The following is a 21,752-nucleotide window of genomic DNA, read 5'->3' as shown; positions in this document are numbered from 1 at the left end:
AATCCGAAAGAAATATTAATGTTTTTGATTTTTCAGGTGCTCAAATTCTCCAAGAGTGAAGGAACTTTGCGCTAATCATGGTATTATGGAGTTATTAAGTAAAGCAGGAGGCGATAAAGTGGTAAAAACAAATCCAGTATTGATTGTATTATTCGGCGCGACAGGTGATTTAGCCCAAAGAAAGTTATATCCTTCATTTTTCCGATTGTTCCGAAGCGGTGCGTTGGCAGAACGTTTCGCAGTGATCGGGACGGCAAGAAGAGAGTGGAGCGACGAGCATTTTCGGGATGTGGTTTCAGAATCGATTCAATCATTCCAGCCGACAGAAACGGAAAAAGCTGCTTTTTTAAGCCACTTTTATTATCGTGCGCATGATGTTTCCGATGTGGAACATTACGTTCATCTCAAAGAGTTGGCTGACAGATTGGATGCGAAATATGATTTGGATCAGAACCGGATGTACTATCTGGCGATGGCTCCGCAGTTTTTCGGACCGATCGTGACGCATCTGAAAGGTCAGCAGATTGTGACGGACAAAGGGTTCAACCGCGTCGTCATCGAAAAGCCATTCGGGATGGATTATGCATCAGCTGAGAAGTTGAATAATCAAATCACCCAAGTGTTCCCGGAAGAGGATATTTTCAGGATCGACCACTATTTGGGCAAAGAAATGATCCAGAATATTCTGGCCGTGCGTTTGACGAATCCGTTCCTGGAATCCTCGTGGAATCGTGATTACATCGAAAATGTTCAGATCACTTTTGCTGAGGAATTGGGCGTGGAGGAGCGCGGCGGCTACTATGATCACAGCGGGGCTTTGAAGGATATGGTCCAAAACCATATTCTGCAAGTGTTATCCTTGCTGGCGATGGAGCCGTTAGCTTCCATATCCGAAGCGAATATCCAGACAGCCAAGATCAAAGCGCTGAATGATGTGCGTGTCTATTCGCCGGAAGAAGTCCGCGAAAACTTCGTGAGAGGGCAGTATGCGGCAGGAAAATTGGATGGTAAGGAATTTGTTGCGTATCAAGAAGAGCCGAATGTCGCAAGCGGTTCGAAGACAGAAACGTTTGTAGCCGGCAAATTCATGGTGGACAATCCGCGTTGGAACGGAGTGCCATTTTATGTGCGTACCGGAAAACGCCTGACGGAAAAAGGAACGCGCGTCAATATCGTTTTCAAAAAAGTTCCCGTCAATCCATTTGATGCCGAGAAAGATGTCCCGGCAAATGATCTGACCATTTATATCCAGCCAACAGAAGGCTTTGCTTTGACCATGAACCGAAAAGAAATCGGGCAAGGATTCAACACGCAACCGATCAAATTAGAGTACCGCCATGACAGCGAAATGATGGAGAACACACCAGAAGCTTATGAACGTCTGACCTATGATGTGATTTTGGGCGATGCAACCAACTTTGCGCGTTGGGAAGAAGTCGCGCAATCCTGGAGAATCGTCGATGCGATCCGAGAAACGTGGGATCGCGACAATGAAGAAATTCCGAAGTATGCGGCAAGAACAATGGGACCAAAAGCTTCTTTTGATCTGTTGAGTAAAGAGAACCACGAATGGGCTTGGAGACCGGATGAATGGTACCGCGGGCGCGGATTGTTGGAGGGGTAGATTCGGTGTTGCGTTCTTGCGTATTGTGATAGGGGCGGGCTCACCTCCGGGGAGGGGTTGCTGGCCGGAGGTGGGCTGAAAATACCGGGGCTGTTCTCCGGTGTGAACCGCCCAACTGGAGAATAGCATAACGAACAGAATCCCAACTCCGACCAAAGCCGCTTCATCGGAGAACAGCGAACTAAAAGAGTTTCACCAAATATCAGAGGAGTGCTCACCAACCAGTTGAGCACTCCTTTTTGTGGTTTTCGGTAAGCTGATTTTCTTTACTGATCAAACAATGAATGGTATTCTGTATTGAGAACGTTCATTCTAGAAATGAAATCGGATTTTGAAAGGGGGAAATAATTTGGCCAGAAGTAAAGAATTTAATGAAGAAGAGGCCCTGGATAAAGCGATGGAAGTATTTTGGAAACAAGGCTATGAAAAAACTTCGATCCAGGATTTGGTAGATAACATGGGGATCCACCGCAGGAGTTTATATGATACGTTTGGAGATAAACATTCTCTTTTTGTACAAACTTTGGAACGCTATGAATCGCTTATCGCTGCTCAAACCAGGAAGCAGATAACAGAAGAGATGACCACTGTTGAGTCCATCAGAATAATATTTGAACTCGCCATCTACTCTGATAATGCCTATCCGAAGGGATGTTTAATGGTCAACACGGCAGTAGAGTTATCATTGCTTGACAATGAAGTTTCTCAAAGAATACAGTCCGCTTTCAAGCAGACTGAAAATTTAATAGCGGATCTATTGAGTAAAGGACAAGCAAGAGGGGAAGTTGCAAGTTCATTTGACATCAATGAACTCGCACGCTATATCCATAATGCGCTTATCGGTGTCAGGGTATTAGTGAAAATGACAGCAGATCCAAAAGAGTTCGATTCAACGATTGATATAACGCTATCGATATTGAAAAATGATCAATGATGATGGTGATTATGAATTTGGATTAAAAGATCAGATGCATGCAATTGTAGAAAATTTTTAATCAGGAATCATCCATTTTTTTTGGTCTTTTTGAGAATGCTCGTTCCCGAATAGAACCAACACCAGTAAGTAAAGCAAAGGAGATGTTGATATGAAAGCAGTCCAAATCAAAAAATACTCGAAAAAAATCGAAACAGAAGTTGTAGAAATTCCTATCCCAGAGATTAGTGATCACGAAGTTTTAGTGAAAGTAAAGGTAGCAGCTGTCAATCATTTGGAAATACTGAACATCACAGGAAGCGTCAAGCTGATCCAAGATTACGAGATGCCTCTAACGATCGGCAATGAGTTGACAGGGGTCATTGCTGAGGTCGGAAAACTTGTTTCGGGATTCAAGAAAGGCGATGCGATTTATACGAGACTTCCGTTGGACAAAATCGGCGCTTTTGCTGAATATGTCGCTGTGGATGCCAAAGCGATTTGGCATTTGCCCAAGAATCTCGACTTTGTTACAGGGGCAGCTGCTCCTTTAACTGGCCTGACAGCGTATCAAGGGTTGCATGAAGAACTAAATGCTAAAGCCGGGCAAACAGTCTTCATTCCAGGTGGATCAGGGAGTTTCGGGCAAATGGCTGTTCCCATAGCTAAAGCCATGGGACTGAAGGTCATTGTCTCGGGGAATCCCGCTTCACGTGAACAGATCCTCGCTGCCGGAGCCACCCAATACATTGATTATACGAAAGAGAATTACTGGGAAATTTTAAAGGGAGTGGATTTTGTCATTGACACACTCGGCGCTGATGAATTCGATCGGGAATTGTCGATCATCAAACCTGGAGGAAGACTGTTAAGCCTGCGAACCGGGCCAAATAAACAGTTTGCAAAAGATCATGGATTTCCAAAGTGGAAACAACTGCTATTCGCTCTAGCGGGGGCTAAATTTGATAAAAAAGCTAAAAAGCATGGTGTGGCGTATCGTTTTATATTTGTCCGCTCAGATGGTTCACAGTTGGAAGAAATCTCAAAAATTATCGAAGAAAATAATATTATCCCGGCTGTCGATCCGACTGAATTTACGCTAAATCAAGTAAATGAAGCTTTGCGTCTGGTGGCGAGTGGACATCCAAAAGGGAAAGTTGTCATCAAGGTTTCCGATTGATATAAGCAGAAATGAGGACATCCAGGTATGGAAAAAAGTGAGACATATATTCATGCTCCAAATAAAAGCATCCGAGCAGCTAATGGAATAACCTATGCGTATCGGGAATTAGGGAAAAAGACAGGGATTCCAATTATTTTTTTCACGCATTTATCAGCGAATCTCGATAACTGGGATCCAAGAATAATCGACGGCATCGCAAAGCAGCATTGGGTGATTACTTTCGATAACAAAGGTGTAGGCCTATCCAGTGGACAGGTGCCGGGTACGATAAAAGAAATGGCCGAAGATGCGATAGCTTTTATTAAGGCACTTGGATTTAGACAGATTGATATTCTGTCCCTTTCGATGGGTGGGATGATCGCTCAAGTACTTTTGGAACTGGAACCATCTCTAGTAAGAAAAGTGATTTTAACCGGAACAGGTCCTCGTGGTGGAAAGGGGATTGAAAATGTAACAAAAATTTCCAATCAGGATTTAGTGCGGGCTATTTTCACATTAACAGATGTAAAAACATATTTATTCTTTACGCGCACACCAAATGGAAAGAGAAAAGCAAAAGAATTCCTGGCAAGAATTAAGGAACGAAAACAAAATCGCGATAAGATGATAAGCTTAAAAGGCTATCGTGCACAACTGAGAGCAATCAATAACTGGGGAAAATCGAATCCAGCGGATCTGTCAAAAATAACCCAACCGACTCTTGTCGTTAATGGTGATGCGGATCGGATGGTACCGACTGAGAATTCCTATGATCTGGTTAAACGCCTCCCAAACAGTAAACTTGTGATCTATGAAGATGCCGGTCATGGCTCAATCTTTCAATACCACGAAGAATTCACAAAAGAAGTGATAGAATTTTTGGGAAAGTAGTGAGAGTTTGGGTTCACCTCCAGCGAAGGGCTGCTGACCGGAGGAGAGCTGAGACACCGGAGCTGTTCTCCGGTGTGGACCGGTTAACAGGAGAACAGCCAGCGAACAAGTTGCCAGCTCCGACCAAAGCTACTTCACCGGAGATCACCGTTCTGAAGTTAGCCAAACTTTCTGAATTTCCAACTTCTGTTCCTTGACTTCACCTAAAGGTCAAGTAGTAAGGTTCAAGTAAGCCTATAACGGGTACCCGGTGGTATAATAAAAATGGACAAGCAGTTGTCAGATGCTATAAACCGTTTTTCGATTCTTTATTGATACTCCGGGTCAGAATGGAAAGGATGAAGATAATGGCAATCAAAGACAAAGTAGTAATCATCACGGGAGCTTCTTCAGGGATCGGCGAGGCGACAGCCCGACTTTTAGCGAGTAAGGGAGCTAAATTAGTATTAGGCGCGCGCAGAGAAGAGCATTTGAGGAAATTGGTTGATGAAATCGTTCAGGATGGCGGGGAAGCTATTTATCACGTTACGGACGTCACCAAAATCGAAGACAACAAAAAACTGGTTGACCTGGCAAAAGAAAAATTCGGCAAAGTGGATGTCATTTTCCTGAATGCCGGCGTGATGCCGAATTCGCCTTTATCGAAGTTGAAAACGAAGGATTGGCATCAGATGGTGGACGTCAACATCAAAGGCGTACTGAACGGGATCGAAGCGGTCCTTCCGGAATTCGTGAAACAGAAATCCGGTCATGTGATCACCACATCATCCGTTGCGGGCCTTAAAGCCTATCCGGGCGGAGCCGTTTACGGCGCCACTAAATGGGCAGTCCGCGACCTGATGGAAGTGTTGCGCATGGAATCAGCGATGGAAGGCACCAACATCAGAACAGCCACGATTTATCCGGCTGCCATCAACACGGAATTGCTGGAAACCATCAGCGACGACAAAATCGCCAAAGATATGGGAATCATCTATAAACAATACGGCATCAGCCCAGATCGTGTGGCCAGTGTGGTCGCCTTCGCGATCGATCAGCCCGAGGATACCAACGTCAACGAGTTTACGATCGGACCAACTATCCAACCTTGGTAATAAACAACAGTAAACGAAAGTCCGCTGTACCGTGCAATTTCGGTGCAGCGGATTTTCTTTTTGTTTCTTTTTAGTCATTAGCGGGGGGCTCTCCTCCGGTGAAGGAATGTTTGGACGGAGGAGAACATCGAAAACCGAATCTGTTCTCCGTCCAGAGTCTTTCTACCGGAGCAGAGCGACGTGACCGGTACCGTAGCTCCGGCTACAACCGTCCGGCAGGAGGACAGCGCAAGAACGGACCGCCACCTCCGGCCACCCCCAAAAAATCACAGCAAAAAAACACAAGAATGAAAGTAAGCGGAAAATATATCACAAATTAATTGACAACCATCCATCATTCTTGTATATTTATTAAAAATATATGAAACTTTGATGAGATAAGTAGTTAAGAAAGAAACCACAGAGAGTCTGCGAATGGTGAGAGCAGATGTTTCGGAATCAGCGAAAATGGTCTTTGAGTTATCACATGTGAGGGAAACTTAGCAGGTGACGGGTACGCCCGATAGCGCGTGAAGGGATGACAGTCCCTTGCTGAGATAATCTTTTTGATTATGAACAAAGGTGGTAACGCGAGCATTCGCCCTTTCAATAGGGGGAGTGCTTTTTTTTATATATTTTTAAAACATTTTTGGAGGCGAAAATATGGAGCAATCATTTGTAAGGGAAATGACATCAAAGCATTTAGTTATGCTTTCATTGGGTGGAGTTATAGGAACCGGAATCTTCTTGAGTTCGGGGTATCTCATTCAAACGACGGGTTCAATCGGAACAATCATTGCGTATCTGATCGGAGCATTTTTGGTGACGCTGGTCATGATGTGCTTGGGCGAACTGTCGGTCCACGAGCCCAGTACGAGTTCATTCCACAACTACGCTTCAAAATATATCCATCCCGGAGCAGGTTTCGTGGTGGCGTGGCTTTATTGGCTGACGTGGACAGTGGCATTGGGTTCGCAGTTCATCACCTTGGCGATTTTGTCACAACGCTGGTTCCCCGGCATTCCCGCATGGCTTTGGTGCATCTTTTTTATCGGCATTATTGTACTTTCAAACATTATTGATGTGCGTTGGTTTTCCGTCAGCGAATTTTGGATGTCGTTGATCAAAGTGCTCGCACTGGCAATTTTCCTTATCCTGGGTCTGGGTGGCATTTTCGGATTTATACCGATTCAGGGAAATGAATCAGCACCACTTTTCAGCCATTTGACGGAAAACGGTTGGTTTCCGAAAGGGGCAGGCTCCGTTTTCTTGGCGATCCTGTCGGCTAACTTCGCTTTTTCCGGTGCAGAACTGATCGGCGTAGCCGCTGGCGAAACGTCGGATCCCAAGAAAAATATCCCGAAAGCAATCCTGCAGACAATCATCATTCTCGTGGTTCTGTTCATCGGGACGATTGTTGTGATCGGTGCGCTGCTTCCGGATTCTGCGGCTAATTTGGATGAAAGTCCTGTGACCGTCATCCTTAATTTGATGGGTATCCCATACGCCGCAGACATCATGAACCTCGTCCTGATCACTGTAGTTCTTTCCGGCGCAAACTCCGGGGTCTATGCTGCATCGAGAATGCTTTGGTCACTGGCGAATGCAGGAACTTTGCCGAAACGCTTCGCGAAATTATCCAAACGTGGGTTGCCGATTTACGGGTTGTTGCTGACCATTTTGGGTGGGCTTCTCTCCCTGTTTTCCAGCATCTATTCCGCGGACACCGTTTATCTAGCTCTGGTATCCATCTCGGCATTCGCGGTCGTGGCGGTTTGGTTGAGCATCGCTTGGGCACAACTGAATTTCCGCAAATACTATCTGAAATCGGGGCATAAACTGGATGAACTGGCTTACCAAACACCATTCTATCCAATCGTTCCGTGGCTCGTCATTATCCTTTGCTCCGTTTCGATCATCGGCATCGCGTTTGATCCGAACCAGCGGATTGCCTTGATCATCGGCATCCCATTCACGATCTTGTGCTTCTTTTATTACCAGTTATTCTTCAGCAAAAAGGCTTCTGTAGCAATCGAAAATCAAGAAGTGGGTGAGCTTTCCGATGAATTTTAAAGAGTGGCAAAAGAATCAAAAAGTGATCCTCATCGATGGTTCGATGTCCTTAGGTCTGGAGGAGCAAGGCTTGGACCTGAATGATGAGTTATGGACCGCGAAAGCATTAGTGAACGAACCGGATAAAATTGAAAAAGTCCATCAGAACTATTATGATGCAGGAGCAAATATCGCCATCACAGCGAGCTATCAAGCGACGGTTGCCGGGTTCGAGCGTTTGGGCCATACAACCGAAGAAAGCCGGGCTCTGATCAAAAGAACGGTAGAACTAGCGAAACAGGCCCAAACGAAAAGCCAAGGCCTGCAAGAAAAATGGGTGGCGGCTTCGGTCGGACCATACGGAGCCTATTTGGCGGACGGCTCTGAATATCGGGGCAATTACGGTCTGTCGCAAACCGAATTGGTCGATTTCCATCGCGAAAGGTTAGAGTTGCTGCTGGAATCCGGGGCTGATCTGCTGGCCATCGAAACCATTCCGGATATAACGGAAATCCAGGCACTGATTGAATTGCTGGCCCAACATCCGAAGGCGACAGCCTGGCTGACAGTGACATTGAAAGACGCCCATCATTTATGCGATGGAACCGATCTGCGTGTATTCCAGCTATTGGCAGAGTCGTCCGAGCAAATCATTGCCTACGGCGTCAATTGCGTGCAGCCTGATTTAGTCTTACCTGCCTTGGAATATCTGAAGGAGATTGCGACAAAGCCATTGGTCGCTTATCCAAACTCGGGAGCGACCTACGATGCCACTACCAAAGTATGGACGCATAGTCATGCGGTTGATGAAGTATTCTCAAACGAAGCATTGAAATGGCATGAGTCAGGATGCAAATGGATCGGCGGCTGTTGCTGCACATCAGCCAAAGAAATCAGTCTATTGAAGGAAACCTTTTCCGCAATTCTTTAGTTGGAATAAACATAATAAAATAAACCCATCATCCTTTATGAAAAATAAGAGGATGATGGGTTTTGTGTTTGTTGAGGAGTGGAGTGGTCAAGCCCGTGTATTGTTTTGGTCCTATTTTTTGACTTTCGTACTACGTTTGGTTATAATTTGCTGTATATAAATCAAAAAAAGTGGTGAGAACTGTGTTGGAAAATCAAAATAAATTAACGGAACTGGTTGCGAACCAGGTAGAAAAAAACCATGGTTTTGTTTTCTTGGCTACTTTAAAAGAGAGTGGCTATGCGAATCAATCCTCTTTGAATTATTTAAAAAAAGAGGGATTTGAAAAGGTCAGTGGGGGAATCTATTTATCGCCGTTATACTATGAAGACGACACGTACGTTTTTCAAAAGCGATTTGCGAAAGGCATATACTCCCATGAAACAGCACTTTACTTGCATGGTTTGTCCGACGTTACACCCTTTATCTACACGATGACCTTCCCACGCGGTTACCATTCGAAAAAAATTAAAGAGGAACCCATTTCTGTGGTATGGAAGGAGCGATCGCTTTGGCAAGAGGATCAAACGACAGTTAAAAGCAGTAACGGGAATGATATAGTTGTCTATTCGATGGAACGAACTTTGTGCGACATGTTCAACACGCGGTATGAAGCGGACGAAGATGTGCGGTTGCAAGCAATCGTAAAATACATGAAGAGAGCAGACAAGAATATCCCTAAATTGCTGAACCTTGCAAAAAAATATAAGGTTCTGGACAAATTAAAAACTTACGTGGAGGTATTATTGTGATAACCCCAATCCAAGTGAAACAAAAAATCAGAAACATACAAACCAAGACGGGTATCCCTGCACAACTACTGCAGCGTAACTTCATTATGGAACGATTTCTTTTTCGGTTAAGTCAATCTGCTTATAAAGAAAATTTTATTCTGAAAGGTGGATATTTGGTAGGGCTGTTTATTGGAAGCGATAAGCGCACGACTATGGATCTGGATACAACGGTGACAGGGTTCACCCTGACCACGGAAAAAATTAAGCAAGTTCTCAGTGAAATCGGACAAATTGCAACCGATGACGGCATCACTTATGATGTTTTGCAAGTACAAGATATCCGTGAAGAAGATGATTATCCGGGTATTCGTATTGCTTTGCAAGGGTGGGTTGGCGGTACCATGCGTGTCCCTTTTTATTTAGACCTCACTACTGGCGATGCGATTACACCGGAAGCGACAACTATAAAACAAGACTCTCTTTTGAACCTTGAATCATTTTCTATATTATCCTATCCTCTTGAAACGGTCCTGGCAGAAAAGCTGCAAACAATATTGAATCGTTCTATTGCTAACACACGAGCCAGAGATTATTATGACGTCTATGCACTGCATCTTTTTGAAAGAAACAGGATAAATATGGAGTTGCTTCACGAGGCTTTGCTGAATACGATGAAAAAACGGAATACGCCAAATTTATTAGAGGACGCTCTGGCTATTTTAAAAGATATTCATGATAGCCCTGAGTTAGAACGAGTATGGAAAAGCTACGAAAAGAAGAATAGCCATTATGTAGATAACCTAACATTTCAAGATACCTTAAATGCAGTTGATGAGTTAGTTATTGCTTTAACACAATTATAATAAGTTACCTTATGCATAAAAAAAGTAGCTCTTGCTAAATTAAATTGCATCAGTGGCTTTTTCGTTCTGCATTAGGTGGTTCTGTTTCTCGAAGTCGCTATTCCAGTGGTCGCTTATCCGAATTCGGGAGCAATCTACGATCCTACCACAAAAGTATGGACGCACAGTCATGCAGTGGACAAAGTGTTCTCAAATCAAGCATTGAAATGGCACGGATTGGGATGCAAATGGTTCGGTGGCTGTTGCTACACATCATCCAAAGAAATCAGATTGTTGAAAGAAACCTTTGCTGCAATTCTTTAGTTGGAATAAACATAATAAAATAAACCCATCATTCTTTATGCAAAATAGAGTATGATGGGTTTTGTGTCTTTTAGTAGTGGGGTGGTCATACCCCGAGTATTTCTTTCAAGCCTTGTTTATGACTTTCGTACTGCTTTCATTTATGGTTTGTTGTATACAAATCAAGTAAAGTGGTGAGTACTGTGAGGAAAATCAAAACAAAGCTTTGAAATGGAACGGCAGCTGTTGCTACACGTCCTCAAAAGAACTCAAGCCGACTGTCAGAAATCGATCTCAATCAGAGTGACTGTTTTATCCGGATACTTTCTCTCCAAGACATCCACCGCAGTTGCTTCAGGAAAATCTTGCTTACCATCTAATGCCAAGCCCAATACTTCTTTCGCCTTGGCGTGTGCTTCTTGGGCAGTTGCACCTTGTGTCATTGCTTCAGGTATATCGGGGAACTGGACGAGTATATAGCCACCGTCTTTTTCGAATGTTGCTGGATATAAAATTTTCATATTTTGCTCCTTCCAGGACATCGGACTAACTGAAATTTTATAACAAAAAAATCCTCGATAATCCACAGAATAAATTCGGTTCGCCAACCAATATTCAGGACTTAGGAGGATTTTTGTCTTGCGACATGAATAGTGTATCAGATTTTTATTTGGGTTGTAAATATCAAATGGCATTAAAGAGAGACCTCATCTCCAACGAGGATTGCTATATACGAACATCCAACTGCTTAATGTATCTGTAATTTCTCCTTCAACACTTCCGTCAATGTTTGCGAAAAATTGATGCCTTCTTTTTCCGCGAGTGCATTGACGTAATTCGGAATCGTCAAAGTTTTCTTGATCATTTTCGTGTTTTCCTTGAGTCTAGCCACTTCGAGATTTGCTTCGATCGGAATCAACAAATCTCCCTTAGAAGGAGAAATTTCATCATATTCGGATGCCGGAGGAAAAGCCTCTTTTTCATCCTCAAGCCAAAGCAGATAGCCTTCCAAAGCATCTTTTGCCATGTGCAGGGCATCGGACATGTCATCTCCGCTGGTGAACAACTCCGGTAAATCCGGAAACGATATATTGAATTGCGTGCCTTCGGGATTAAAAATAGCATAATACAGTACCATAAGGATACTTCCTTTCTATTGTTGAATAAATTTAGAAGGCGAGGGGTTACTTCAACCCCGCTTGTTTGAGGATGCTATGCACTGTACCTTTAGGTAAATCCTTTTTTGGATGTGGTACTGTAACGCGCCCAGGTTTTAGTAGGTGTCTGAATTGGTGGTGACTGCCTCTTATGTTAACTAATACCCAACCATCATTCATTATTATCGAAATCAATTCCCTTGAGTCCATGGTAAGCCTCTTTCTTCATACGTAATATAGTACGTATTTTTGTTGTTGTCAAATAGAACCTACCATAATCATACGAAGTTCACTTCGAATAGATACAGGGAGTGAAGAAGTATCGCTAAATCACGGTTTCCGATTTTTCATCAATTAGCACGCTGGCTCTTATGATGGTTCCAATCGAGAGGAATGGTAGTGACTTGTTATGTATTAGCGCCTGCTCATACGGTCCGAAGCTGCCAAAAAGAGAACCTCTATAAGAAATGCATGCATAATAGCATTTCTTGTGAGGTTCTCCTTAATATTATCTGGTACTTTTCTCTTAATCAGCCGGCACAAATTGGCTGAGCGCTTCTTCTTGTTCAGCAAGTGTCCGTGTGTAATAGCGGAAACCTTTGTCCAGTTGACGGATTTCGTTCATTTCTTCCTCACTCAATTCAAAATCGAAAATGTCGATGTTCTCTTTGATGTGCACTGGATTTGATGATTTAGGGAAAACAATGATGCCTTCCTGGATGTGCCACCGCAGGATGATCTGGGCGTTCGTTTTCCCGTATTTTTCTGCTAATTTAGTGAAAACGGGCTCTTCGATCAAGGCCGCATCGCCATGTCCCAGCGGATACCAGCTTTCGATGACTGTGTTATAAGGCGCGATCCGTTTCTTCAGATCGTTTTGTTGATAGTAAGGGTGGCATTCGACTTGCAAAACAGATGGATTGATCGTTGCGGCAGCGAGTACTTCTTCCAAACGTTCGGATTCGAAGTTGCTCAAGCCGATGCTCTTCACTTTGCCTTCAGCGACAGCTTTTTCCATATCTTTCCAAGCACCCAGGTAATCGCCGAATTGTTGATGCAACAGAAGAAGGTCGATGTAATCCGTCTGAAGACGACCCAGCATTTTGTCGATGGCTTTTGCTGTCTTGCCTTCGCCGTATTCGCTTGGCCACAGTTTCGTCGTGATCCAGATTTCTTCTCTCGGAAGGCCGCTTTCTTTTACAGCCTGACCGACTCCGCGCTCGTTTTGATAGGCATGCGCAGTATCGACATGACGATAGCCTAATTTGAAGGCTTCCAAACAAGCTTCCTTGGTCTTTTCGTCCCCTGAAATCTGGAAGACACCCAGTCCAAATTGCGGGATTTTGTTTCCGTCATTCAATGTGATATACGTTTGTTCCATAGTATTTTCCTCCATCATTTTATTTGATAAGTCTACTTTAAACCTTGGAGTTCACTCCAAGTCAAATGTAAAGTTCTATTTCTTTTATTTTTTTCTTTTAACAACAAAGAAGGTTAGCGCTTCTAGATTTACTTTATTGTTTTTGGTGAATTATATGATATCCTTTAGGGAGAAATAGAAATCCTAAGTTTATGAATAATTATCGATGATGGGAGTTGATTAAGTGGATGATGCATCTTTGCTGTATGCAAAAGCTCATAAGCAAAATTTTGTTAAAAGAGTTGTTGCAGATAAGATAATGGTTCCTGATAAAGTTGCTATTTTTATGGCTGGTAGCCCAGGTGCTGGTAAAACTGAAGTAGCAACCGCCTTAGCAGAACTATCGGACAATCTTTGTATTATAGATGCTGATGAATTTCGCAGTCAATTTCCTGATTACAACGGATTGAATTCCAGTGACTTTCAAAAAGGTGCATCTTGGCTTGTAGATCACGCATTTACCCATCTTTTGAAAGAAGGATATTCTTTTATTCTCGATGGAACTTTTGCAATAGGCAAATCTACTCAGAATATTCAACGCGCGATAAAACGGAATTACGAAGTGTCACTCTACTATGTTTATCAAGATCCATTTATTGCTTGGCAATTTACAAAGGAACGTGAAAAAGCAGAAGGCAGATTTGTACCGAAAGAGCGGTTCATTAATGCCTACTTTAAATCTCGTGAAAATATAGCAAAAGTAAAAGAAATTTTTGGAGATGCGGTTGAACTAATTGTTATCTTCAAAGACTATGAAAATAAAATTTCAGAAGTGCTGGAAGATGTTGAAAACATCGATCTGATTTTACCAAAACAATATACTGTTGAAGAATTGGAGGAGAATTTGGATGGTTGAAAAAGAAAAAGCAGAAGAAATCATGGCAAAATACAATCGTAATTTTGGAACTTTCACTAAGAATGCAACGAGGAAAGAATTCAAGACAGTCTTAAAATATGTCGCAGAGGAAGCAAACAGGAAACAACGTAAGCTTGTTGGATTGGATAAGTAAAAAATGTAAAAATTCTCATCAAGAGTTTGAAATTTGGTTCTCCCACCAAACTTCAAATACTTGGGAGGATTTTTTTAATGAGACTGTTGATGAGGGGAGGCTTCAAGTTCTTTCAAGTATCTTCCCTTGCAAAAATTCCGGATTAGTCATACAATGATAGCGATTACAACATTATCGAAAGGGCGGATTGTATGAGTCAAACAGTGTATACCAACTATTGGCAGAATCGTATCGGCAACATTCGTAAGGAACACGGCAGCTATAAAACTGAGGAAGAAGCGATTGCGGGGATCAAAGCCTGGTGGGAACTGCATAAGGAAAATCACAAGCATGTGCAGTACAACCGCACCAACAGCGGTGCTCTCGAAATCGTCTACGACGACAAAAACTATGTCTATCGGATCGAAAAACGCACAATCGAAGGCGCCTTGCCCAAACGAACGTACCGACTGAAGAAAGCCGGAGAAGTGGAATCGCTGCGAGGGAAATACAATCTTAACAAAGAATCGTTCCTTTTCGATGAATTGCCTGAACCAATACGCGACAGGCTTATCCTTGCGATGGCTGACATCCAAAAAGCTCGAAGCCATGTCTATGACAAAGAAGGCCGCCTGATCCGCGGACTTGAAGAAAAAGTCATTTTGAAGAATAGCTCTTCGTTCAAAAATAAAATCTTAATTTGAATGTCTAAAAATAACCCGGCACAAACGACTAAACGTTTGTGCTGGGTTTTTAATTATTTTTAACACTTAGATAAACTTGCAAATGCTTATAATTGCTTATATAATTCAATTAAAGGTGGTGGGAAGATGTACCAAGAAGAGCGCATCCAGCAGATCCAACAGCTGCTGGAGAAGAAAAAAAGACTTTCCAAAAAAGAGATAATGGAAGCATTCCAGATTTCATCTGACACTGCGCGTCGTGATATCCTGGAATTCCTAAAAACAGGAACGGCTGTCCGTACGCATGGAGGCATTATGCTAGCTGAAGACAGAACGAAGATACTCAGTTTTGGGGAGCGGACAGGCATACATAAACCTGAAAAAGAAAAAATGGCTGAGAAAGTTTTGGAAGAAATACCAGAAAACAGCACGCTGTTTTTGGATGTATCGACTACGTTATTGTTGGCAGCGCAGAAACTAAACAAAATGTGTACAGTTTATACGCATTCTCTGGACAATGCTTTTGCATTGGGAATGAATCCTAAAGTAAAGGTTCACCTATTGGGCGGAGAGTTCAACCATGAAGACAGGTTTTTCTTTTCAGTCCGAAGTTTGGAAGAAATGGATGCGATAAAATTTGACATTTGCTTCATCGGAGCGGCAAGTTTGGAGAAAGGGGGCGTCTTTTTCAAAGAAGCGAACAACGCCTTGATCAAACAGAAAGTGGTGAAACAAAGCCGCCAAGTGGTGCTGGTTGCTGAAAATCAGAAATTCAGCAAAGAAGCGCAGTATAAAGGCGCAAATTACCAGGACATCGATTGCTTCATTACAGATAAAGTTTTGGCACCAAAACAGCAGGCTTATTTCGAAAATCAAACAGAGATCATCTTTGAGGAGGAAACGGTATGACAAAAATTGAGTTGGTATTCAGCGATATAGATGGCACGTTATTAGATTCAAAGCATGAAGTTCCAGCCGAAGCCATCCAAATCATTCAGGACTTGGTTAAGCAAGGCACGAAAATTATTCTGGCATCCGCCAGACCGCCAGGAGCAATGACTTCAATCGCCGATGAAGTCCAGCTGTCTTCACCACTGGTTTGCTTCAACGGAGCGCTGATCACACAATATACAGAAGGATCATTTGTTGATCTGTACAGCCTGACTTTGGAGCGACTGGACGCATTACAACTCTATCGGGCAGTATCCACAAAGTTTCCGGAAATAAGCTTCAATATCTATTCCCGCGAGCGGTGGTACGTTGAACGTAAAGATGAGTGGGTCAAGCAGGAAGCGGCAATCACAAAAATGGATCCAGAATCGATCTCAATGGAAGATTTCCTGAAGGAGCATTTACCTGTCCACAAGATACTGTGCATGGGAAATCCGGATGACATCCAAAAACTGGAGGATGAGTTAGCGGAGGCGAACTTATCAAACATATCTTACTACCGATCAAAAGATACCTATATGGAAATCGTCAATAATCAAGTATCAAAGCTGGGCGCACTTCACTTTTTGTGTGAAAAATATGGTGTTGAATTAGCAAATACTTTAGCAATCGGCGATAATTTTAATGATATGCCGATGATCATACACTCTGGTAAAGGAATTGCGATGGGCAATGCCCCTGATGAAGTAAAACAAGCAGCTGATTATGTAACTGGGACGAATGATGAGAGTGGTTTTTATAATGCATTGGCAAAGTGTATTGGATAAACGAAACGGATTCAGGAAGCGCATAAAAAAATTAAATGATATTTGGATCGTTCCTCAAAAATAAGCGCAAACGACTTAAACGTTTGTGCTTATTTTTAGTTTGTTCATTTAACCTCCGTATTGAACCCCTTCAAAATCTGCAATGCTTCCTCTGCCTTTTTTTCCGACCGTCAAAGTGCATTGGATCAGGATGTCGGCTTCCGGGAACACGCACTTCAGGTTCAGTTTATTGGCTAGCACGCAAAGCTTTGGTTTCCTGCGACGACTTGAATTTTCTTGGGCTCGTCTTCCTTATCGTCTAAATCGTGCTAGATGTACAAAAGTGCTTTTGAGGGAATGCTGAATTAATATTTATCTAAATTTAATTAGCGATTTTACGAAAAATCAAACGTTAGTGAAGAGAAATAATTTTTCAAGTCAGGTTTTAAGGAAGTGCGAATAATTAAGGTTTTTAGTCTAATATAATCTGTAATAGTCATGTTATACTATCAAGTAGGCCTGTTTATAGTTTTCATATCAGTTTATTTTTTGCCAAACTGAACCATCTATTGATTGGAGTGAAAATATGAGAATTGAAAAAATAGAAATATCTAATTATAAATCAATATCTAACCAACAATCTCTCTCGTTACACAATGACGTAACGGCAATAATTGGAAAAAATGAATCAGGAAAAAGCAATGTGCTAGATTGTATTGGAAATATTAACGTGAATTCAAGCAATGATACTACTCGAGGTTTAATAAGATTTCCAAGTAGAAATAAACTTGATTTGCCTACAGAAGTTAGCATAACATTTGTGATAGATGAAAAAATGAAAGAGTATTTCAATGTCAAAAGCCAAAGAACAAAAATTGAATTTAATACTAAAGATACACCATTTACTGGAAGGATTTCTTCAGGATTCGGAAAGGAATTTTTCGATAGTTCGGAATATGTACTTAGAGTAGAGAAACTCAGAGATATTTTGACTGCTCACTTCAATGCTCAACATAAGTTTCATAACCAAATTTTTTATACAGCTCTTCCAATATTGGAAAAATTATCTGAGAATCATAATTTAAATTGGAAAGCTCAGATTCAATATATGTTCTCCCTTAAAAAACATATATTGAATAATGATGACTCTAATGAATTTTATCAAAATCTCGAATTTGTTCAAAATTATATTAACCGCTATTATGATAAGTTTCCAGAAATATTTTACTATAAAGAAGAAAATCTAAATTCCACATATGCATTTAAGAAAGAAGATTTTAATAACTTAAGATCTACTCATGGTAACATGCTAGTAAATTTTATAAGAGCAGTTGGAATCGATGAACAAACATTTCAGGAGATGATGTTAACTGGGGATAGTGGAAGGAAACAAGATTTGATTGATGAATTGGTCGAACTGATTAACGAAAATGTAAATAAACAATTTAATGCGTTCTACCCGCAAGAAAGAGTATCTTTAGTTGTAAGAATTGAAAATAATACATTGAGATTTTTCGTCAAGGGTACTTCAGGGAATATCAATATCTCCGAACGCAGTAATGGTTTAAAATGGTATTTAAATTTATATATCACTATTTTGTCCAACAATATACGGAATGAAAATTTATTATTTGTTATCGACGAACCTGGTGTTTATTTGCATGTGGATGCTCAGAAAGAGTTAAGGAGATTATTTTATAATTTACCATACAATTATCAGATATTATATTCCACTCACTCTCCCTTCATGATTAGCGAAGATCATATTTCTGATATTAAGGTAATTCAGAAAAATAAAAAAGGAGAAACAGAAATTGTTAATTCAGTATTTAGCGAAAAAATATTAGACTCATCTAAAAAAGAATCTTTATCACCCATATTGAAATCTATAGGAATGTCGCAAGAGCACATACTTGGTATTCATCGTGACAAAATAAATGTGATTACTGAAGGTGTTACTGATGCAGTTTATTTGCGAGCTATAGCTAAGTATTTAGATGAACATAAATTTGTTTTTATCCCTGCGGTGGGGGCTTCAAATATTTACAATCTAGGTCTTATATTATGGAGTTGGGGTATGAGATATGTTTGCTTATATGATTATGACAAAGCGGGAATTCGTGAACAAACCAAAGCACGTGAGAAATATGGTTTGGCTAATACAATTAATTTATCCTCAGTATGTAATGGAGAGAACATAACAATAGAAGATTTAATAGATAAAAACGACTTTGAATTATGTGGTTTGAAAAAAGAATTAGTGAAAAAATCAGAGTCAAAAATGATTGATGCAGTTAGGTTATCTCGTTTCATGGACAACGAAAATATTGTGATTTCAAATGAAACAAAACTAAATTTTGCAACACTTTTTGATGAAATGGCAAAACTTCATGGTTAATTTTGAATAAGTAATACATTAAAAAATTATATTTATAGAGGAGCATTTTTATTATATGGGAGCCGAGTTAAATTCAAAATTATTTAGTGCAGCAGACAATCTGCGCAGCAAAATGGATGCGTCAGAATATAAGAACTACCTGTTAGGATTGATATTCTATAAATACCTTTCTGACAAACTGTTGGAAAAAGTAGTTGAGTTAGCTGACGAGACTTTAGCGGAATACAACACGCCAGAAAAGCAAACGCAATTATATCGTGAGCTATTGGCAGATGAAGATTCAAAGAGTGATTTGATTGAAACCTTAGTGGACACTCTTGGCTATGATATCGAACCTGATTTCTTGTTCAATGTTTTGACGAGCGAAGCGAAACAGAACATTTTCCAATTGAATGACCTGAATAAAGCCTTCATAGATCTTTCAACAAAATATAGCCAGTTCAACGGTTTGTTTGATGACGTAGATTTAAAATCAAAAAAACTTGGAGCAGACGATCAGCAACGGAATATCACAATTTCTGAGGTTCTAAAAAAACTGAATAACGTCGATGTGCTCGGTCATAATGGAGATGTTATCGGGGATGCCTATGAATTCCTGATCAGCCAATTTGCCTCTGAAGCAGGGAAAAAGGCGGGCGAATTCTATACGCCGCACGAAGTATCTGACATGATGGCGCGAATTGCAGCTATCGGGCAGGAAGAAAAGCAACTCTTCAGCGTATTTGATCCAACGATGGGATCGGGATCTTTAATGCTGAATATCCGCAATTACTTAAACTTTCCTGAAAGTGTGAAATATCATGGCCAGGAGTTGAACACGACTACCTTCAATCTTGCAAAAATGAATCTTATTTTGCATGGAGTCGATAATGAAGATATCCGATTGCGCAATGGCGATACGCTGAACAAAGACTGGCCTACAGATGAACCGTATACTTTTGATTCGGTTGTAATGAACCCGCCTTATTCAGCAAAATGGACTGCTGATGATACTTTTTTGGATGATTCACGCTTCAATAAATACGGAAAACTAGCGCCAAAATCGAAAGCTGACTTTGCTTTCTTGTTACACGGCTTTTACCACTTGAAAGATTCCGGGAAAATGGCCATTGTACTGCCTCATGGAGTTCTGTTCCGTGGTGCAGCAGAGGGTGTCATTCGTAAGAAACTATTAGAAGACGGCAGCATTGATACAGTAATTGGGTTGCCAGCTAATCTGTTCTTTGGAACTTCAATTCCTACTACAGTCATTATTTTGAAGAAAAACCGTACGACACGCGATGTTCTGTTTATTGACGCTAGCAAAGAATTTATCAAAGGCAAGAACCAGAATAAGCTGTCGCTAGAGAACATCGATAAAGTTGTCGAAACCTATCAAAATAGAGTAAACGTTGAGAAGTACGCGTACGTTGCCAGCTTCGATGAAATCAAAGAAAATGACTTCAACTTAAATATTCCACGTTATGTTGATACATTCGAGGAACAGGAAGAGATCGATATTGTTGAGCTAGGAAAAGAGCTAGTGTCTCTCAATCAGCAAATCAAAGAAGCCGAAAATGATTTCCTTTCAATGCTCGACGAACTAGCGGTGACCGATGAAACCCGTGATATTATCGAGGCCACAAAGGCGGTGTTTCGGTAATGACTGAAACGGAAAAAAGAGTCCCGGAACTGCGATTCGAAGGCTTTGTTGAAGATTGGGAACAGCGTAAGTTAATCGGTGAGATTGATAAAGTGTTGGATTACAGAGGGAAAAGCCCTACAAAATTTGGAATGAAGTGGGAAAGTACTGGATATTTAGTTTTGTCTGCATTAAATGTGAAAGATGGGTACATTGATAAAGCAGTTGATGCTAAATGTGGGAATCAAGCATTATTTGAAAGATGGATGGGATTTGAAAGATTAGAAAAAGGAGATGTGATTTTTACAACAGAGGCTCCTTTAGGTAATGTTGCCCAAATACCTGATGATGATGGATATATTTTAAACCAAAGAGCGGTTGGATTTAAAACTAATCCTGATAACTTAAATAATAATTTTTTAGCTCAATTGTTAAGAACTCCCTTATTTCAGAATAAATTGCAAGCTAATGCTTCCGGAGGAACAGCAAAAGGAATTGGAATGAAAGAATTTGCAAAACTAGATGTAACTATTCCGTTAGAAATTGACGAACAAAAACGAGTTGGTAATTTCTTCAATTTGATTGACGATACTATCGCTCTTCATCTTTGTAAGCAACACCAATTAGAGGCATTGAAACAAAGCTTGATAAAAGATATACTCCCCCAAAATGATTCTGTTATCCCACGCCTTAGGTTTGCAAACTTCATTAAGCCTTGGGAACATCATCAGTTAAAAGAGGTTCTTAAGATTAATTCGGGAAGAGATTACAAGCATTTGAATGAAGGTGACATTCCTGTATATGGAACTGGAGGATATATGTTATCTGTCGATGGTAAACTATCAAACGTTGATGGTATTGGACTTGGTCGTAAAGGAACAATTGATAAGCCACAATATTTAAAAGCTCCATTTTGGACTGTAGATACATTATTTTATCTGACACCGCTCCCAAACCATGATATATATTTTTTATTTACATTAACCCAAAGTATTAATTGGAAAACTATGGATGAATCAACTGGGGTTCCCAGTTTATCTAAAGCAGTTATTGAAAAAGTTACTAGAACGTTTCCATCTTTAGAAGAGCAGCAAAAGATTGGATCGTTTTTCAAACAATTAGATGAGACAATTTTTCATCATCAACAAAAAATTGACAATATACACTCCTTAAAAAGAACTTTACTCAACAAAATGTTCATTTAAAAAAGGCACACAAGGTGC

The 21,752-nt window shown here is 40.9% G+C and carries 23 protein-coding genes and 1 other annotated feature; of the genes, 18 read left to right on the top strand and 5 right to left on the bottom strand.

The window, feature by feature from the left end; translation table 11 throughout:
- Window positions 1-118 precede the first annotated feature (118 nt).
- The 10 genes from zwf to ACKPBX_RS02125 all read left to right on the top strand — a co-directional run bounded on the left by zwf (window position 119) and on the right by ACKPBX_RS02125 (window position 10,585).
- Window positions 119-1,624, top strand: coding sequence for a glucose-6-phosphate dehydrogenase (zwf, locus tag ACKPBX_RS02170; RefSeq protein WP_319995858.1), 1,506 nt, complete (start codon window positions 119-121; stop codon window positions 1,622-1,624).
- A 349-nt stretch (window positions 1,625-1,973) separates the two neighbouring features.
- On the top strand, window positions 1,974-2,558 hold the full coding sequence (locus ACKPBX_RS02165; protein ID WP_319995857.1) for a TetR/AcrR family transcriptional regulator: 585 nt from the start codon (window positions 1,974-1,976) through the stop codon (window positions 2,556-2,558).
- A 151-nt stretch (window positions 2,559-2,709) separates the two neighbouring features.
- Window positions 2,710-3,717, top strand: a complete 1,008-nt coding sequence (locus tag ACKPBX_RS02160; RefSeq protein ID WP_319995856.1) for an NADP-dependent oxidoreductase — start codon at window positions 2,710-2,712, stop codon at window positions 3,715-3,717.
- Between the two features lie 27 nt (window positions 3,718-3,744).
- Complete coding sequence (locus ACKPBX_RS02155) at window positions 3,745-4,590, top strand: alpha/beta fold hydrolase (protein WP_319995855.1); 846 nt, start codon at window positions 3,745-3,747, stop codon at window positions 4,588-4,590.
- A 347-nt stretch (window positions 4,591-4,937) separates the two neighbouring features.
- On the top strand, window positions 4,938-5,684 hold the full coding sequence (locus ACKPBX_RS02150) for an SDR family oxidoreductase (protein WP_319995854.1): 747 nt from the start codon (window positions 4,938-4,940) through the stop codon (window positions 5,682-5,684).
- Window positions 5,685-6,044: 360 nt separating this feature from the next.
- Window positions 6,045-6,272, top strand: a binding site (T-box leader).
- 54 nt (window positions 6,273-6,326) lie between these two features.
- Window positions 6,327-7,736 carry an amino acid permease gene (locus tag ACKPBX_RS02145; RefSeq protein WP_086629120.1) on the top strand — a complete coding sequence of 470 codons (1,410 nt, stop codon included), beginning with the start codon at window positions 6,327-6,329 and terminating at the stop codon, window positions 7,734-7,736.
- Window positions 7,726-8,646, top strand: a complete 921-nt coding sequence (gene mmuM / locus ACKPBX_RS02140) for a homocysteine S-methyltransferase (RefSeq protein ID WP_086629122.1) — start codon at window positions 7,726-7,728, stop codon at window positions 8,644-8,646. The genes ACKPBX_RS02145 and mmuM overlap by 11 nt, the downstream gene beginning before the upstream one ends.
- A 182-nt stretch (window positions 8,647-8,828) precedes the next feature.
- Window positions 8,829-9,437 (top strand): type IV toxin-antitoxin system AbiEi family antitoxin domain-containing protein, encoded by a 609-nt coding sequence (locus ACKPBX_RS02135; RefSeq protein ID WP_086629124.1) that lies wholly within the window; start codon window positions 8,829-8,831, stop codon window positions 9,435-9,437.
- Window positions 9,434-10,282, top strand: a complete 849-nt coding sequence (locus ACKPBX_RS02130) for a nucleotidyl transferase AbiEii/AbiGii toxin family protein (protein ID WP_086629125.1) — start codon at window positions 9,434-9,436, stop codon at window positions 10,280-10,282. The genes ACKPBX_RS02135 and ACKPBX_RS02130 overlap by 4 nt, the downstream gene beginning before the upstream one ends.
- A 75-nt stretch (window positions 10,283-10,357) precedes the next feature.
- Window positions 10,358-10,585: a homocysteine S-methyltransferase family protein gene (locus ACKPBX_RS02125; RefSeq protein ID WP_086629127.1), complete on the top strand. Its 228-nt coding sequence runs from the start codon at window positions 10,358-10,360 to the stop codon at window positions 10,583-10,585.
- Between the two features lie 260 nt (window positions 10,586-10,845).
- Here ACKPBX_RS02125 and ACKPBX_RS02120 read toward each other — a convergent pair whose 3' ends face one another.
- The 4 genes from ACKPBX_RS02120 to ACKPBX_RS02105 form a co-directional block, all read right to left on the bottom strand.
- Window positions 10,846-11,085 (bottom strand): type II toxin-antitoxin system HicB family antitoxin, encoded by a 240-nt coding sequence (locus tag ACKPBX_RS02120; RefSeq protein WP_086629129.1) that lies wholly within the window; start codon window positions 11,083-11,085, stop codon window positions 10,846-10,848.
- Window positions 11,086-11,312: 227 nt separating this feature from the next.
- Entirely contained in the window at window positions 11,313-11,702 is a 390-nt protein-coding gene (locus tag ACKPBX_RS02115; RefSeq protein ID WP_086629132.1) for a type II toxin-antitoxin system HicB family antitoxin, read from the bottom strand.
- Window positions 11,703-11,748: 46 nt separating this feature from the next.
- Window positions 11,749-11,901, bottom strand: coding sequence for a type II toxin-antitoxin system HicA family toxin (locus tag ACKPBX_RS02110; RefSeq protein WP_245734386.1), 153 nt, complete (start codon window positions 11,899-11,901; stop codon window positions 11,749-11,751).
- Window positions 11,902-12,247: 346 nt separating this feature from the next.
- Window positions 12,248-13,102 (bottom strand): aldo/keto reductase, encoded by an 855-nt coding sequence (locus tag ACKPBX_RS02105; RefSeq protein ID WP_319995853.1) that lies wholly within the window; start codon window positions 13,100-13,102, stop codon window positions 12,248-12,250.
- 223 nt (window positions 13,103-13,325) lie between these two features.
- On the opposite strand from ACKPBX_RS02105, the gene ACKPBX_RS02100 reads away from it, so the two are divergent.
- The 5 genes from ACKPBX_RS02100 to ACKPBX_RS02080 all read left to right on the top strand — a co-directional run bounded on the left by ACKPBX_RS02100 (window position 13,326) and on the right by ACKPBX_RS02080 (window position 16,531).
- Window positions 13,326-13,997: a zeta toxin family protein gene (locus tag ACKPBX_RS02100; protein WP_245830671.1), complete on the top strand. Its 672-nt coding sequence runs from the start codon at window positions 13,326-13,328 to the stop codon at window positions 13,995-13,997.
- Complete coding sequence (locus ACKPBX_RS02095; RefSeq protein ID WP_086942648.1) at window positions 13,990-14,151, top strand: hypothetical protein; 162 nt, start codon at window positions 13,990-13,992, stop codon at window positions 14,149-14,151. The genes ACKPBX_RS02100 and ACKPBX_RS02095 overlap by 8 nt, the downstream gene beginning before the upstream one ends.
- A 191-nt stretch (window positions 14,152-14,342) precedes the next feature.
- Entirely contained in the window at window positions 14,343-14,834 is a 492-nt protein-coding gene (locus ACKPBX_RS02090) for a hypothetical protein (protein ID WP_319995852.1), read from the top strand.
- Window positions 14,835-14,960: 126 nt separating this feature from the next.
- The gene (locus ACKPBX_RS02085; protein ID WP_319995851.1) at window positions 14,961-15,722 is read left to right on the top strand and encodes a DeoR/GlpR family DNA-binding transcription regulator; all 762 of its coding nucleotides are present in this window, start codon (window positions 14,961-14,963) and stop codon (window positions 15,720-15,722) included.
- Window positions 15,719-16,531: a Cof-type HAD-IIB family hydrolase gene (locus tag ACKPBX_RS02080; protein WP_319995850.1), complete on the top strand. Its 813-nt coding sequence runs from the start codon at window positions 15,719-15,721 to the stop codon at window positions 16,529-16,531. The genes ACKPBX_RS02085 and ACKPBX_RS02080 overlap by 4 nt, the downstream gene beginning before the upstream one ends.
- 108 nt (window positions 16,532-16,639) lie before the next feature.
- Here ACKPBX_RS02080 and ACKPBX_RS02075 read toward each other — a convergent pair whose 3' ends face one another.
- The gene (locus ACKPBX_RS02075) at window positions 16,640-16,771 is read right to left on the bottom strand and encodes a hypothetical protein (protein ID WP_319995849.1); all 132 of its coding nucleotides are present in this window, start codon (window positions 16,769-16,771) and stop codon (window positions 16,640-16,642) included.
- Between the two features lie 325 nt (window positions 16,772-17,096).
- On the opposite strand from ACKPBX_RS02075, the gene ACKPBX_RS02070 reads away from it, so the two are divergent.
- From ACKPBX_RS02070 to ACKPBX_RS02060, 3 genes are read left to right on the top strand one after another with little or no spacing between them, the layout of a single operon-like run.
- Window positions 17,097-18,908, top strand: coding sequence for an AAA family ATPase (locus tag ACKPBX_RS02070; protein WP_319995848.1), 1,812 nt, complete (start codon window positions 17,097-17,099; stop codon window positions 18,906-18,908).
- A gap of 55 nt (window positions 18,909-18,963) precedes the next feature.
- Complete coding sequence (locus ACKPBX_RS02065; RefSeq protein ID WP_319995847.1) at window positions 18,964-20,550, top strand: type I restriction-modification system subunit M; 1,587 nt, start codon at window positions 18,964-18,966, stop codon at window positions 20,548-20,550.
- On the top strand, window positions 20,550-21,734 hold the full coding sequence (locus ACKPBX_RS02060) for a restriction endonuclease subunit S (RefSeq protein WP_319995846.1): 1,185 nt from the start codon (window positions 20,550-20,552) through the stop codon (window positions 21,732-21,734). Before ACKPBX_RS02065 ends, ACKPBX_RS02060 begins: the two co-directional genes overlap by 1 nt.
- The last annotated feature ends 18 nt before the right edge of the window (window positions 21,735-21,752 follow it).

The sequence above is a fragment of the Trichococcus shcherbakoviae genome (assembly GCF_963666195.1).
GTDB classification, from domain to species: Bacteria; Bacillota; Bacilli; order Lactobacillales; family Aerococcaceae; genus Trichococcus; species Trichococcus shcherbakoviae.
Note: the sequence above shows the minus strand (reverse complement) of the source record. Positions and strands in the feature narration are given on the sequence as shown.